The 14,027-nt window shown below is 69.7% G+C and carries 13 protein-coding genes and 1 pseudogene; 7 read left to right on the top strand and 7 right to left on the bottom strand.

The genetic code is table 11. The features are described 5' to 3' along the window. Positions 1-7 precede the first annotated feature (7 nt). From ABZ783_RS30265 to ABZ783_RS30240, 6 genes and pseudogenes are all read left to right on the top strand, one after another. Positions 8-739, top strand: coding sequence for a hypothetical protein (locus ABZ783_RS30265; protein ID WP_357444079.1), 732 nt, complete (start codon positions 8-10; stop codon positions 737-739). 169 nt (positions 740-908) lie between these two features. Beyond that, positions 909-2,126 (top strand): helix-turn-helix domain-containing protein, encoded by a 1,218-nt coding sequence (locus tag ABZ783_RS30260; RefSeq protein ID WP_357444078.1) that lies wholly within the window; start codon positions 909-911, stop codon positions 2,124-2,126. A 76-nt stretch (positions 2,127-2,202) separates the two neighbouring features. Next, positions 2,203-3,192 (top strand): DUF932 domain-containing protein, encoded by a 990-nt coding sequence (locus tag ABZ783_RS30255; protein WP_357444076.1) that lies wholly within the window; start codon positions 2,203-2,205, stop codon positions 3,190-3,192. Positions 3,193-3,618: 426 nt separating this feature from the next. Beyond that, on the top strand, positions 3,619-4,653 hold the full coding sequence (locus ABZ783_RS30250) for a C40 family peptidase (RefSeq protein WP_357444074.1): 1,035 nt from the start codon (positions 3,619-3,621) through the stop codon (positions 4,651-4,653). Between the two features lie 332 nt (positions 4,654-4,985). Further along, positions 4,986-5,549, top strand: a complete 564-nt coding sequence (locus ABZ783_RS30245; protein WP_357444072.1) for a helix-turn-helix domain-containing protein — start codon at positions 4,986-4,988, stop codon at positions 5,547-5,549. 209 nt (positions 5,550-5,758) lie between these two features. Continuing rightward, a pseudogene (locus ABZ783_RS30240) lies at positions 5,759-6,205 on the top strand (XRE family transcriptional regulator); the annotation flags it as partial. A 6-nt stretch (positions 6,206-6,211) separates the two neighbouring features. Here ABZ783_RS30240 and ABZ783_RS30235 read toward each other — a convergent pair. Continuing rightward, positions 6,212-6,886, bottom strand: a complete 675-nt coding sequence (locus ABZ783_RS30235; protein WP_357444070.1) for a YdcF family protein — start codon at positions 6,884-6,886, stop codon at positions 6,212-6,214. A 122-nt stretch (positions 6,887-7,008) separates the two neighbouring features. Then, positions 7,009-7,134 carry a hypothetical protein gene (locus ABZ783_RS30230; RefSeq protein ID WP_357444068.1) on the bottom strand — a complete coding sequence of 42 codons (126 nt, stop codon included), beginning with the start codon at positions 7,132-7,134 and terminating at the stop codon, positions 7,009-7,011. A 68-nt stretch (positions 7,135-7,202) separates the two neighbouring features. Here ABZ783_RS30230 and ABZ783_RS30225 point away from each other — a divergent pair, with 68 nt between their 5' ends. After that, complete coding sequence (locus ABZ783_RS30225) at positions 7,203-7,889, top strand: Type 1 glutamine amidotransferase-like domain-containing protein (protein WP_357444066.1); 687 nt, start codon at positions 7,203-7,205, stop codon at positions 7,887-7,889. Positions 7,890-8,111: 222 nt separating this feature from the next. Here ABZ783_RS30225 and ABZ783_RS30220 read toward each other — a convergent pair whose 3' ends face one another. The 5 genes from ABZ783_RS30220 to ABZ783_RS30200 form a co-directional block, all read right to left on the bottom strand. Continuing rightward, a complete protein-coding gene (locus tag ABZ783_RS30220) occupies positions 8,112-8,927 on the bottom strand; it encodes a maleylpyruvate isomerase family mycothiol-dependent enzyme (RefSeq protein ID WP_357444064.1) in 816 nt (271 codons plus the stop codon). A gap of 535 nt (positions 8,928-9,462) precedes the next feature. After that, positions 9,463-10,887 carry a bifunctional 2-methylcitrate dehydratase/aconitate hydratase gene (locus tag ABZ783_RS30215; RefSeq protein ID WP_357444062.1) on the bottom strand — a complete coding sequence of 475 codons (1,425 nt, stop codon included), beginning with the start codon at positions 10,885-10,887 and terminating at the stop codon, positions 9,463-9,465. Between the two features lie 21 nt (positions 10,888-10,908). Beyond that, positions 10,909-12,444: a tripartite tricarboxylate transporter permease gene (locus tag ABZ783_RS30210; RefSeq protein ID WP_357444060.1), complete on the bottom strand. Its 1,536-nt coding sequence runs from the start codon at positions 12,442-12,444 to the stop codon at positions 10,909-10,911. Then, positions 12,444-13,016 (bottom strand): tripartite tricarboxylate transporter TctB family protein, encoded by a 573-nt coding sequence (locus tag ABZ783_RS30205; protein ID WP_357444058.1) that lies wholly within the window; start codon positions 13,014-13,016, stop codon positions 12,444-12,446. The genes ABZ783_RS30210 and ABZ783_RS30205 overlap by 1 nt, the downstream gene beginning before the upstream one ends. After that, complete coding sequence (locus tag ABZ783_RS30200; protein ID WP_357444056.1) at positions 13,013-14,017, bottom strand: tripartite tricarboxylate transporter substrate binding protein; 1,005 nt, start codon at positions 14,015-14,017, stop codon at positions 13,013-13,015. Before ABZ783_RS30200 ends, ABZ783_RS30205 begins: the two co-directional genes overlap by 4 nt. Between the last annotated feature and the right edge of the window lie 10 nt (positions 14,018-14,027).

Genomic DNA, 14,027 nt, shown 5'->3' with positions numbered 1-14,027 from the left:
CCTCCTCGTGTTCCTGTCCGATCCCGCGCTGCGACGCATCGCCGCCGAAACCAACGACGTGCACCGAGAACATCTGTGGCGCCACGACACCGCCGCCCTCGACCCCCACGGCGATCTCGCCCGCCTGCTCCACAAGATCACCCTCAGGTTCAACGACAACACCGCCACCCTCGACAAGGCCCTCGCCCGACTGGTCGAACAGACCGAGGCCGCGCAGCGGCAGCTTGCCGCCCACGCGGACCTGCACACCCCCAGCCACGCCCAAGCCCTGACCGACGTGCTCGCCGCCAGCGAACGCCACGCCGCCCTCGCAGAAACGCTCGTCAACGCCTACCGGGCCTGGCGCAACCACCACCGCAGCGGTGACGGCGACGAGCGATACGTACTGCTGCAGCCCGGCGACCCCTCCTACGGCGTTGCCACGCTGCGCCGGCACGCGCCGGACGCCTGGCTGGTACTCCCCGACCCGGAGGCCGCCAACGCTTTCGACGTGCCCTACCCGTGCCGCGTCGTCGGCGAGGTCTGCCAGACCGACGACGGGTGGGCGCCCGTCGCATGTACCAACCCGGAGCACCGCGACACCCAGCCCGCCATCACCTACCACCTGCCGACCTGCAACGACCTCCCGGCCGCATGCCGGTCGCTGCTGCGGTGGTGGCACCTGCGGCACTCGGCCGCCTGGGCAAACCGTACTCCCGCCCAGCTGACCCCGGCCGAAGCCGCCGGCCTCTCCGCCTAAGGACGGCCCCTGTCCGGCACGTATCCGCGAAACCGGAAGCCACCGGCCACCCGTGCCACGGCCCATTCCGCGCCTGCCGCGCTGGCGGCGGCCCACGCCCCGGGCGCACCACAGCCCCGGCACAACCGTGCCGAGCTGCCCAACGAGTTCCCGAAGGGGGAACCCATTCATGGATAACCATTCCCCATCCCTGTCGCCTGCCACGCAGGCGGTCCTCGACGCGCTGACCGCACTCGGTCAGGGCAACGTCCACGAGATGGCCGAAAGGTCGGGCAAGGCCCGCTCCACCACCGACAAGGCCATCAAGACCCTCGCCGACGCCGGCCTGATCGTCGCGGTCGACACCGGCGCGGACCCCGCCGACGGCACCCCCACCAGGTGGAGGCCCGCTACCCCACCGGCCGGCACCGAGCCCCAGCCCGAAGACCAGACCGGCCCCACCGACGCCGCCCTCAACCCCGATGACGGTGACGACATCGACTCCACCGACGACGGCAGCACGGCCGAGACGGACCACGGCAGCAGGACCGACCACGACCCCGCTGCCGAAGACTCTTCCGGCGACACCTCGCCGCAGACCACGGACCCGGCCGAGAAACCCGCCGACGAGCCCGACCGCGACGGTCACGACGAGTGCACCAGCACGAACAACGCCCCCTCCGTCCAGCCCAGCCGCCCCGGTGACCGCAAGGTCATGGCCATCAAGGGCGTCCTGGCCGACCACGACGACGGCGCAACGCTCGACGTGGTCGTGGCCGAGAGCGGCATCGGACACCCCACCGCCGCCCGCCTGCTGACCGCGATGGAACAGGCCGACGCCGCCCGTCGCCTGCCCGGCCTACCGCAGCGGTGGGTCGCCGGTCCCACCAAGGCCAGCGAGGTCGACCCGAACCCGCAGCCGCCCCGCTGCCCGCTGTGCTACCAGGTCATCCACGGGCTGGCGAACACGCCGAGCGCCACAGCGACCGTGCTACCCCTCATCCGGCCTGACGGCACTCTGCACGTCGTCGGGCCGGACGGCGAGACCCACGTCGTCGCTCTGCCCACCCGCACGACGGGCATCACCAGGAGCGTGGGCCGCCGCAGCGACGTGACCATCAACGCCGACGGCAGCCAACCGTTCGGCCGCGGCGAGCTGGAGAAGCTGACCCTCGACGTCCTGGCCGCCAACCCCGGCAAGGCGATGACCCCGCAGGACATCGCCACCGAGATCGGCGGGCAGCTCGGCCGCACGGTCAGCTCAGGGGCAGTGCGCAACAACTGCACCAAGGCCGCCGCCGCGGGTCGCATCGTCATGGTCTCCGACGCGCCGCTGACCTTCGCCTACCCGACACACGCCGACGCAGGCAGCACAGAGCAAGGCGACAACGCCACCGAGCAGCCCTGATCCCACCCATCCCAAATCCCATCCGGGGGCCGAGCCGCGCGCTTGGCCCCCGCAGCGCATCGAGAGGGAAATCCCCGTGCCGCACGAACTCGAGACATTCACTGACGGAACGACCGCCTTCGCCAGCGCCCGCTTGTCGGCCTGGCACCAACTCGGCACCGTCACCCAGGACACCATGCGGGCCGAAGAGATCATGGCTGCCGCCCGCCTCGGCGACTGGGGCGTACGCACCATCCGCACGGTCGGCATCGACATAGTGGACGGGATCGAGATGCAGATCCCCGCCGACGACAAGCGGATGACCGTACGCCGCAACCCGGTCACCGGCCAGACGGAGTACCTGGGCATCGTCGGCACCGACTACACCGTGGTCCAGAACGAGCAATGCGCCGAAATGCTGGACCGCCTCGTGGACCAGGTGGGCGGCGCCCACTTCGAAACCGCCGGCAGCCTCCGCCGCGGCAAGAGCGTGTTCGTGACCATGAAACTGCCCGACGCGATGGAAATCGCCGGGGTGGACCGCATGGACCTCTACCTCATCGGCACGACCTCCCACGACGGCACCGCCGCACTGCGCGTGGACGCCAGCCCGATCCGGGTCGTATGCGCCAACACGCAACGCGCCGCCTTCGCGCACGCGGTCGGGCACTACACATTCCGGCACACCTCCAACGTCAACTCCCAGATCAGCCAGGCCCGCGAGGCGCTGGGGCTGATGTGGAAGTACATGGAGACCTTCGAGAAGGCCGCCGAGCGGATGCTGCACGCGGAGCTCACCATGCGCGAGTTCGAGAACGTGGTGGCCCAGGTGTGGCCGGTCAAAGACAACGCCTCCGAGAAGACCAAGAACAACGCCAAGCAGCGGCTCGGCACGCTCAAGTACCTGATCCGGGAGGCCGACACCCAGAAGGCCATCGCCGGCAGCCGGTGGGCCGGATTCCAGGCCATCACCGAGTACCTCGACCACTACCAGCCCGCCAAGAACGAAACCGCCCGCGCCAACCGGGTGCTCACCGGCAACGTCGGCGACCTGAAGGTGGCCGCCTTCGACCTGCTGAAGGTCTGACCGCATCCCTCGCTCACCGGCCCGGGACGGCGGTCACCCTGCCGCTGCCCCGGCCCGCAAAGGAAGGGACACGCCCCATCGCACAGCCGAGCACGACCAGATGGGGATCGGGTCGGGCAGGCAGCCGTTGAGCTGCCACATCCGCCACATCCGCCACCGACGGCAGTCGGTGTGCGGGCGGCCTGCCGCCGCCGCAGAAATCGACAGCCAGCACGACTTCTACGACGCCAGCGTGATCATCGAGCACCTCCTACGCCAAGCCGCCCACGTACTCCCAACCTCCATCAACTGACCCGACCGCTCAAGGTGGGCCGCCCGCGCGGCGGCCCACGCCCTTTTGTGTTTCACGACCCGAGGAGAGCTATGCACCGCGCGCACCCGCGCGGACACCGGCCCTTTCTGTTTTGAACGGGAGGTAATCACCCCATGACCAAGGTCATCATCGGCGTCGTCGCCGTCGTCATCGTCGCGTGCTTCGGCGTGCCCATGCTGCTGCTGTCGGCCGTCATGGGCGGCGGCTCCGGCGGGTGCGGCATCGTCGCCGCTCCCGCCGTGCGCCCCTCCGGGCAGCCACCCGGCACCGGTAGGTGGGACACCGAACAGCTGGAGATCGCCGCCACCATCATCGACGTCGGCGTCGCCAAAGGCACACCCCGCTGGGGCTGGGTCATCGCCGTCGCCACCGCCATGCAGGAATCCGGCCTGCGCAACCTGCCCCACCTCGGCGACAGCAACGACCACGACTCCATCGGAGTGCTCCAGCAGCGCCCAAGCCAGGGCTGGGGCAGCGTCGCGCAACTGTCCGAGCCCGCCTACCAGGCAGGCAAATTCTTCGACAAGCTCCTCACCATTCCCGGCTGGGAATCGATGCCCCTCACCCAGGCCGCCCAGGCGGTCCAGGCCTCGGCCTTCCCCGACGCGTACGCCAAGTGGACCGACGACGCTCTGCACCTGGTGGAGCAGCTGACCAGCACCCTCGCGGACTGCGCCACCGACGCGCTCGCCGCCCTCCCGGACGGGTTCACGCTCCCCTCCAACACCCCGCCCGCCGTCACGACCGCCATCTTCTGGGCCGTAAACCAACTCGGCACCCCGTACCACTTCGGCGGATCATGCACCGACCCCCACTCCGGCGACCCCGACAAACAGTGCGACTGCTCGTCCCTCATGCAGTCGGCGTACCGAGCGGCCGGCATCTCGATCCCCCGCGTCACCACCGACCAGGCCAACGCCGGAAAGCCCGTAACCGACCCGGCGCTCCTGCTCCCGGGCGACCTCATCCTCATTCCCGGTAGCCAAGGCACCATGGCCTACCCACGTCACGTCGGCATGTACCTCGGCGAGGGACTTGTCATCCAAGCCCCGAAGACCGGCGACGTCGTGAGGATCACTCGGCTGAGCAGCTGGATCAATCAGATCGCCACACTTCGTCGCATCGTCGCCCCGTCAGACGAGGGCTGATTGAGCGCCGACCTGCGGTGAAGTGCGGTGCGGCGACTCCACCAGGGCGGCGGCCCGGTCCAGCAGCGCGCTCAGCCGCCGCGAACCCGTGCGTCGTATCGCTCAGCATCTGATCTGCGGCGCCGATGCGTCCGCCAGCGGTCCCGGCTGACGTGGCTTGACCCCGGCGACGGATTGAGCGTCGATCAGGTCCGCCGGTGGCTGATCCATCGGCGACAGTCCGCAATATCACCCAACCGCCGGACCGGAAGTGCCGGCGGTGTCAGCCCAGAGATCGGCCCGGGGCGCCACGACAGGCGCCGCGGACCCTGACGGACGGAGATCCGCAAGCCATGAGTCAAGCCGTCAAGGCTGCCCTGATCACCACGAAAGATCTTGGGAAGAACGAGCGAGCGGTGGCCATCGCCATCGCCGCCCACGCCAACCATGAGGGCAACGCCTGGCCATCCGTGGCCACCCTCGCCGAGTACGTCGGCTGCTCCGAGCGCACAGTGCAACGATGCCTGGCCAAGCTCGTGCAACTGGGTCGTCTCGTCGTGTCGAAGGTCACCGGCATCGCCACCCGCGTCTATCGATTGGTGCACACGGATCGACGGGCCACCGCCGCAGCGGGGGTGACAGAACAAGCGTCGGGGGTGACACATTCGCCTGCCGGGGGTGACAGCCAGAGTGTCACCCGAAGTACTGAAGACCAATTGAAGGGTGACGCGCCCGTGAGCGCTGCGGGATGGCGGCGGCTTCTGCCGACGAGTCGGCGGGCTCCGGCGCCAGCCGGGACCGACTGGCGGCGCGCGGCCACGCCAAACGCCGGCGGCCGGTGCCAGCGTCCTGGGCATATTGGTCAGCCCGCTGGCCGCTGCGTCCCTTGCCGTTCCGAGGCGATCGAGCGCAGGTGAACGGTTCGACGCCAGCGCGGCGTGGACCCCGGCATCAGAGCCCATGCCGCTGCCACGGCGACCTCACTGTCACAAGCCCACGGCGGCAGGACGCCCCTGGCTCAGCCGCAATTGCCCCAGCTCTACTGGCCGGCCGGGTACACCGACGTCACGCTGCGCCAGCGCGTCCGCGTCTCGATCGGTGGCTGGCGGATGGCGCACTCACCGACGCCGCCCGGGACGACGACCGCGCCTCCGCCGACACCCACATCGCCGAGGCCGACGCCGCCGCGCAGCGGCTCGGCGCCGATGGCAACCATGTGTGGACTGCATTCGGGCCGACCAACGTGTCGATCCACAAGACGACCGTGGCGATGGAACTCGGCGACGTGCAACGCGCCATCGCCATCGGCGCCCCACTCGACACCAGCACCGTGCCCGTCGAGCGGCAGGTTCGGCACGCCATCGAAACCGCCCGAGCCCTTGCCCGGTGGAACCGCATCGACGACGCGCTCGCCGCGCTTCTGGACGCCGAGGTGATCGGCCCTGACCAGGTGCGCTACCACTCGCTCTCCCGCGACCTCGTCCGAGACATCCTCACCCGCCCTCGGCCACCTCGACTGGCCGTCGAACTCAGCGACCGGATGGGCGTCCGGTCGGGAGGGCCACGCTGGTAGCCGGGCTCAGATCAGCCGGCTCGTGTAGCCGGCCGCCACCAGGCGCTCGAAGGCGGCCCGCACCTCGTCCGGCATCTCCTGCGGGATCGCGAACCCGCGATGCGCGTACACCTCGATCCGCTGCGTGTCGCCCACCAGCATGTCCACCACCCGCCGCGGATCGCCGATGCTGCTCACATAGTCGTCCAGCTCGAGCGGGTTCGACGCGCACACCACGTCGACCGCCGGCCACATCAACCTGCAGGTGGCGTAGGCCCGACGCTGCTGGTAGGGCCGCGACATGATCAGCACCGACTGCACCGGGATCTGTCGTTCGGCCAGGAGCGCACGGGAGAACTCGAGGTTCTCGGCGGTGTTCGTGGCACGCGGCTCCACAAGAATCGCTTCCGGGGGCACACCCTGCTCGACGGCGTACTCGCGGTAGTGCACCGCCTCTCCCTGCGGGAACCGCTCGACGGTCGTCGGGGCGTTCGCACCGGTGAAAACGATCCATGGGAACAGGCCCGCCTGAAACAGCCGCGTTGCGACCACGGCAACGCCGAGGTCATGGCTGCCCAACCCAATGCCGACGTCGCATGGGCGTAGCTCGTGATGCATGTCGTGGTAGCGCCACAACGTCCGCACGTCAGCCCGGACCTCGTCCGGGAGCACGTGAGTCGGCACCACCGCCTGCCGGTCCATCAGCGCCCGCCAGGTAGGGCCATCACCGAAGCCTGCTGCACGCTCCGTTCGCTCATTGCATCAGCGTAGGACAAGCCGGTCCGGTCCAAATCAGCTCCGGCTCCTCCGCGCACCGGGGACATTCAGGCAGGGCCGACACCGTTCGCGCCGTTGGCGGCCGCCTCGGGCAGGTCGATCAACCGGTGACGGGTGGCGCCCATGCCCGGGATCCGCCACAACTGCTCGTGTGGCCATTGCTGGTGCAGCAAGCCGGGACGCTGGTTCTAATGGGCAACATGATCGCCGTCATGCGGTGGCTTCAGGAGAGCGGATTTTGATGAAGTTCCTTCTCACGTCGTCGGGCATCTGTAACCCGAGCATCTCCGACGCGCTCGTCGACCTGCTGGGCAAGCCGATCGCCGAGTCCACGGCCCTGTTCATCCCCACCGGTGTCTACCCCTTCTCCGGCGGAGGTGAGAGGGCGTGGAAGGCGATTCACGGCCAGGCTCCCATCCCGCTGTCCCAGCTGGGTTGGAAATCCCTGGGGCTGTTGGAGCTCACCGCGCTGCCGACCATTCGAGAAGAGAACTGGGTCCCGGCGGTCCGGGAAGCCGATGCCCTCCTCGTCTGGGGCGGCGACGTGCTGTACCTGACCTACTGGCTGCGCCAGTCGGGCCTGGCCGACCTCCTGCCGTCGCTGAGTGACACGGTTTATGTGGGGGTCAGCGCCGGGAGCATTGCGGTCACCCCGTACAACTGCGACGCCGAATTCGACCTCGGATTCGTCCCGGACGGCAGCGACATGGCGCAGGGCGCCGACCGGGCGCTGGGGCTGGTGGATTTCACGCTGTACCCCCACCTCAATCATCCGGACATGGAGGACGCCGAGCTGTCCAACATCCAGAAGTGGGCGTCCGGAATCCCGGTCCCGACTTACGCCATCGACGACAACACCGCCATCAAGGTGGTCGATGGCACCGTTGACGTCATCTCCGAAGGCGACTGGAGACTGATCAACCCCTGACCGAGACGTCCCTTCAGCCAAACCAGCCCTACACAAGGCGGGTCCACAACTCACGAACACAGCAATCGGCCGAAGAGACGTGGGCCCCATAGACCCCGACAAGTGGGACCCGAACTGGCCCACAGAACCAGCCATCGGACTCAAGGTCGAAACGCACCTGGGCATCCGGCCGCTTGGTTAACTTGACACTCCCAGACGAATCCGGCTCGGTGTGAGCAGCCGTTAGACGATGATGCCGCGTACGTCCAGCATTGGGTCGGTGAGTTGGCTCGGGCCTGCGTAAGTGATCCCGCCACGTGGTATCGCGGCGCCGGTAAAGGATCGCCAAGCGGCCTCGGCCGTGAACCTGACGTAAGCGGCCGGATCGCTGATGGCGCCTTCGTGAAGGCTCCATCGGCCTTCGTTGCCGGCGACCAGGCTCCATTGTCCGCCGATGTCGAGGTCGAGGAACACCGTCGTTCGAGGTTCGGCGGGGACGCGGTATTGGTGCGGTAACGCCCAGACGAAGGTGCGGAGGACCGTCGGCAGCCGGTCGGTGCCGGTCTCGCGACCGATTGCGGCGCGGATCTGCTGGTGGTGTACCCACGTCTCGGTCAACTCCCGGGCCAGGTCGAGCCACGCTGGCACGGGCTTATCGCTAGCCCAGCTCACCCGCGTGGGTGCGAGCAGAACTACCTCGGCTGTCCACTCCTGCAGTTGCTCGGTGGAGTAGGCCAGCAAGTCCCGAGTGACCCGAGGGCTCAGCTGTCTCGCTGCGTCCAGCCACCGTTGGTTCTTCTCATGCAAGGCGGCGGCGAAGGTGGCCGCCGGACCGCCGTGCGGAAGCAGTCCGGTGGTATCTGCGTCGCGTTCGCGAGAAAGCCGCCCAAGGTCACCGTCGAGAAGATGCAACGCGATGTCCTTGACCGTCCAGCCCTCAGCAAGCGTGGATGCGGCCCACTGATCTGCCGTCAATCGATCGAGCAGAGACATAAGATCGCAACGCTCTTCGCCGAACAGTCCCCGGGTATCCATCGGTGGCACCGACCAGACGTCCATCCCCACAGTCTCCAACACCTACCAGGACAACACGACGACCAACGCAACAGCTGGTAGATGCGCGCTCCCGAGCTGAAAGTCCGGGAGCCACGCGTGGGAGCCAGCGGGGCGGACTGGACCGGACGGGATGAGGCCGATCGAGTTGCCGAGCGTTCGAGGACCAGGACCAGGCGGACGGCCCCGGACGGGTCTAGACATTGGTCTTGGGCCACCAGACCGACCGTATCCGTGTTGAGCGTGCCGACCATCCAGTAGTCATCCCAGTCCGCTGGAGAGCCGCCGACGCCCTGGCCGCGGCCTCCCACAGGGGTGCCGGTGGCACCATAGCCAAGTAGAGACTCCCCGCTCGCTCCTGACCGATGGTCAGACATATCCCTTCAGCGAACCAGCGCGGACCGCCCCGACCGGTGGTGCGGCCGGGCGGCCGCACCACCGGTCACGGCTTCTCGCTGAGGCCCGTGACGGTGACGGCCGCGCCACGGTCCGGACCGGCCGTGCGCGGCGGAGACGACGACCGAGGCGCGTGGGCACACCGTCAGCGCACGACGAGTAGGTCGAGCAGGTCGTCGGCTGGCGTGTCGAGCAGGCCGCCCCGGTCGGCGAGGCGCTCGGCCACCAGTTCCGCGCGCTCGGCGTCCAGCGCCGCGCGGAGCCCGCGGCGCAGCTTGTCTCGCACCAGCGGCTCGGCCTCGGGCCGGCGTCGCGGGTGGCCGATCGGGATGCGGATCTCCTGCCAGCCGGTGTCGGTGCCGTCGGAGAAGGTGATCCGCAGCGCGTTGGCCACCGCCCGCTCGGCGGGGTCGAGGTAGGCGCGGCTGTACTCCGGGTCCTCGGTGACGATCATCCGCTCCCGTAGCGCGTCCACCCGGGGCTCGGCCGCCGCCTCGTCGGTGTAGTGCTCCTCGTCGAGTCGGCCGTGCAGCAGGGCGATGGCCACCATGTACTGCAGGCAGTGATCCCGGTCGGCCGGGTTGGCCAGCGGTCCGGTCTTGTCGATGATCCGGACCGCCGCCTCATGCGTTCGGATCTCGATCCGGTCGATCGCGGTGACCCGGTCGCGTACCGCCGGCGCGAGGCGGAAGGCGGCCTCCACCGCGGTCTGGCCGTGGTACTCGGCCGGGAACCACGGCTTGAGCAGCACGTTCTCCATCACGTAGCTGCCCAGCGGCTGCGGCAGGGCGACCTGGTGCCCGCCGAGCAACGAGTCCTGGAACCCCCAGCCCTTCGCAGTCAGCGGGGTACGCGGGCTCTCCGCGCCGCGCAGCGCCAGGTAGGCCAGCCGGACCGCCCGGCTGGCAGCGTCACCGGCCGCCCAGGATTTACGCCAGGTCACGTTCGGCGTGTGCCGGTACGTGCGCAGCGCACCGCCATCGACCCAGGCGTGCCCGAGCGCCCGCCGGATGTCCTCCTCGGAACCGCCGAGCAGCCGGGTGGCCACTGCGGCCGAGGCGATCCGGACGTACGCGACGTGGTCCAGCCCGTGCCGGTTGAGCGCGGTGCCGAGGGCCAGCACACCCTGGATCTCGTGCGCCTGGATCATGGCGACCAGCACGTCGCGTACGGTCGGCGGGGTGCCGCCGGCGGCCCGGGCCCGCTGGGCGAGGTGGTCGGCCAGGGGCAGGATGGCGGCCAGGTTGTCCGACGGGTGGCCCCATTCCAGAGCCAGCCAGGTGTCGTTGAAGTCCAGCCAGCGGATCAGCGTGCCGGTGCTGAACGCCGCCTGCACCGGGTCGGTGGCGTAGCCGGTCGCCAGCACCCGGCTGGGGTGCGGCGCGGCGGTCGGAAACAGCGGCTCCGCCGTCCGCCGGCACTCGGCGTCGGCCAGCCCGAGGAAGGCGCAGGCGGTGGCGTCGAGGAAGGACAGGTGGGCGGTTCGCAGGGCTAGCTCGGATTCGATCCGCTCCGGGTGGGCGGCATACTCGGCTATCTGTACCAGAACGTCGTCGTAGGCGGCGGACATCAGCTCTCCTATCGGATCGTGCTAGACGGTGGAGGATTCGCGGTCGGGGGTCGGGACGCCGGCGGCCTGCTGGGCCCGCCGGGTCCGCAGCCGCAGCAGCGCCGGGACGCACAGCACGAGCACCAGGAGGCTGTAGACCGTCACGGTGAACGGGGTGCTGACCAGGGTGGTCAGGTCGCCACCGGCGATGTCCAGCGCCCGGCGCAGTTGCAACTCGGCGAGCGGGCCCAGGATGGCGCCCACGATGAGCGGGGCGATCGGGAAGCCGAAGCGACGCATGAAGTAACCCAGGACACCGACGACCAGCAGCAGGTAGACGTCGAACGACGAGCCGTTGACCGCGTACGCGCCGACCAGGGCGAACAGGCCGATGCCGGCGTACAGGTAGGGCTTGGGGATGTGCAGCATCTTCACCCACAGCCCGACCAGCGGCAGGTTGAGCACGAGCAGGATCGCGTTGCCGATGAACAGGCTGGCGATCAGTCCCCAGACCAACGCCGGCTCGGTGTCCAGGAGCTGCGGGCCGGGCTGGATGCCGTACTGCTGGAAGGCCACCAGGATCACCGCGGCGGTCGCGGAGGTGGGGATGCCCAGGGTGAGCAGCGGGACCAGCGCGCCCGCGGCGTTGGCGTTGTTCGCCGCCTCCGGCCCGGCGACGCCCTCGATCGCGCCGTTGCCGAACTCCTCCGGCCGCCTGGACAACCTACGTTCTAGCGAGTACGACAGGAACGTGGGGACCTCCGAGCCGCCGGCCGGGATGGTGCCGAGCGGGAAGCCGATCGCCGTGCCGCGCAGCCATGGCTTCCAGGACCGGCGCCAGTCCTCCCGGGTCATCCACCGCTGTCCGGCGACCGAAGCGATGCCGAAGGTGCTGGCTTGCTGGTGCGCGGCGACGTAGAGCACCTCACCGATGGCGAACAGCCCGACGATGAGCAGCACAGTGTCGATGCCGTCGAGGAGCCGGACGAGGCCGAAGTCGAGCCGCGCCTGCCCGCTCTGGAAGTCGATGCCGACCAGGCCGATGGCCAGGCCGAGGCCGAGGCTGGCGAAGCCGCGCAGCATCGACCCGCCGAGCAGCGAACCCACGCACATGAAGGCCAGCACCATCAGCGCCAGGTAGTCGGGGGCGCCGAGGCGCACGGCCAGATCGACGATCCTCGGTGCGGCCACGGCCAGCAGGCCGGTGGCGATGGTGCCGGCGAGGAACGAGCCGATCGCGGCGGTGGCCAGGGCGGCGGCTCCCCGGCCGGCCCGGGCCATCTTGTTGCCGTCGATCGCGGTGATGATCGAGCCGGACTCGCCGGGGGTCTTGAGCAGGATGGACGTGGTGGAGCCGCCGTACATCGCGCCGTAGTAGATGCCGGCGAACATGATGAACGCGCCGGACGGTTCGAGGCCGTATGTCAGCGGCAGCAGCAGGGCGATGGTGAGTGCCGGCCCGATGCCGGGCAGCACCCCGATCATCGTGCCGACGATCGTGCCGACCAGCGCGTAGCCGAGGTTGGCCAGGGTGAGGGCGACCGCGAAGCCCGCGAGCAGCTCGCTGATTCCGTCCATCAGCCGATCCCTTCCAGCGGGCCCGCAGGCAGGTCGATGCCGAGGCCGTAGGTGAAGCCGAGGTAGACGACCGCCGCCACGGCGAGTGAGATCACCGGGGTACGGACCGGGTGGCGCGCGCCCAGCGCGTACGCGATGCCCCAGAACGCGACGAACGCAGCGACGAGGTAGCCGGCCGGGTCGAGCAGCAGCCCGTGGGCGAGCACCGCGCCGACCACGAGCAGCGCCGGACGGACCTGGGTGTGGGACGGGTCTACGTCACCCTCGCCCTCGTCGGGGGTGCCCCGGTGGCCCCGGAGCACCGCGACGATCAGGGCGGCGGCGACGGTGAGCAGGGCGACCCCGACGATGGTTGGGAAGAACGCCGGGCCGACGCCGGAGGCCGACGTCGAGGCGGGCAGTCCGGCCGCGTCGACCAGCACGGTCACCGCGACCGCCGACAGGAGTACGCCGAACGCGAGTTCACCCCACGCGATCCGGCCCCGGGCGGCCCCGGTCGGCGGTGCCCCGCCGACCGGGGTCGGACCCTCGACCGGGCCGGCGGTGCCGGGTTGGTCGGTCGGAGAAGTCACTTCACCAGTCCGAGTTCGGTCAGGACGCCGCTCACCCGGGTCTGCTCCTGGCCCAGCCAGGTGCCGAACTCGTCACCGGCCAGGAAGGTGTCCTCCCAGGCCCGCTCCTTCAGCGTGGTCTTCCACCCGTCCGAGGCGTGCATCGCGGTGACCGCGTCCACGTACGCCTTCTTCTGCTCGGCGGTCAGCCCGTTCGGTGCCATGATCGAGCGCCAGTTGTAGAACTCGACCCCCGGGTGACCGACGTCGGCGATGGTCGGCACGCCCGGCATGCTCTCCACCGGCTTCGCGGCGGAGACCACCAGCGCCCGCAGCTTGCCGGCCTTCACCTGCTCCTGGAACTCGCCGGTGCCCGCGACGCCCGCGGCGACCTTGTTGCCCAGCAGCGCGGTGGTGGCCTCGCCGCCGCCTGAGAACGGCACGTAGTTCACCTTGGCCGGGTCGATTCCGGCCGCCTTGGCGAGCAGGCCGATGAAGATCTGGTCGGCGCTGCCGGCCGAGCCGCCGGCGATCGGGACCTTCTTCGGGTCCGCCTTGATCGCGGCCAGCAGGTCGTCGAGCTTCTGGTAGGGCGAACTTGCCGGCACCACGATCGTCTCGTACTCGCCGATCAGCCGGGCTACCGGCGTGAGATCGTCCAGGGTCACGTCCGTGCCGTTCGTGAGGACGCCGCTCATCATGGCCAGCCCGGACATGATGAGCAGGTCCTTCTTGCCCTTCTGCGGCGCCACCTGGGCGAGCGCCACGGTTCCGGAGGCGCCGGGGACGTTGGTCACCTCGACCTGGCGGGCCAGGTCGGCCTTCTGGAGCGAGTCCTGTACGGCCCGGGCAGTCTGGTCCCAGCCGCTGCCCGGCGCGGCCGGGGCGATGATGTTGAGCCGGGCGAGTTGCTTCGCGCCCTGATCGCCGCCGCTCTTGGCGGACCCGCCGCCGCATGCGGAGACGGTCGCGACGAGCGCGGCCAACACGGCCGCAATGGTGCCGGTTCTGGTGATGCGCATGGTGCTTCTC

This window comes from Micromonospora sp. NPDC047738 (assembly GCF_040642675.1).
Classification (GTDB): Bacteria; Actinomycetota; Actinomycetes; order Mycobacteriales; family Micromonosporaceae; genus Micromonospora.
The sequence above is the reverse complement of the archived record's forward strand: the minus strand, read 5'-3'. Positions and strand labels throughout refer to the sequence as shown.

Excerpts from the sequence above, each read along its gene's own strand:
- ABZ783_RS30200 (WP_357444056.1), bottom strand. The coding sequence starts at position 14,017 with ATGCGCATCACCAGAACCGGCACCATTGCGGCCGTGTTGGCCGCGCTC.
- ABZ783_RS30220 (WP_357444064.1), bottom strand. The coding sequence starts at position 8,927 with ATGGACGTCTGGTCGGTGCCACCGATGGATACCCGGGGACTGTTCGGC.
- ABZ783_RS30215 (WP_357444062.1), bottom strand. The coding sequence starts at position 10,887 with ATGTCCGCCGCCTACGACGACGTTCTGGTACAGATAGCCGAGTATGCC.
- ABZ783_RS30245 (WP_357444072.1), top strand. The coding sequence starts at position 4,986 with ATGAGTCAAGCCGTCAAGGCTGCCCTGATCACCACGAAAGATCTTGGG.
- ABZ783_RS30235 (WP_357444070.1), bottom strand. The coding sequence starts at position 6,886 with ATGGACCGGCAGGCGGTGGTGCCGACTCACGTGCTCCCGGACGAGGTC.
- ABZ783_RS30225 (WP_357444066.1), top strand. The coding sequence starts at position 7,203 with ATGAAGTTCCTTCTCACGTCGTCGGGCATCTGTAACCCGAGCATCTCC.
- ABZ783_RS30250 (WP_357444074.1), top strand. The coding sequence starts at position 3,619 with ATGACCAAGGTCATCATCGGCGTCGTCGCCGTCGTCATCGTCGCGTGC.
- ABZ783_RS30210 (WP_357444060.1), bottom strand. The coding sequence starts at position 12,444 with ATGGACGGAATCAGCGAGCTGCTCGCGGGCTTCGCGGTCGCCCTCACC.
- ABZ783_RS30260 (WP_357444078.1), top strand. The coding sequence starts at position 909 with ATGGATAACCATTCCCCATCCCTGTCGCCTGCCACGCAGGCGGTCCTC.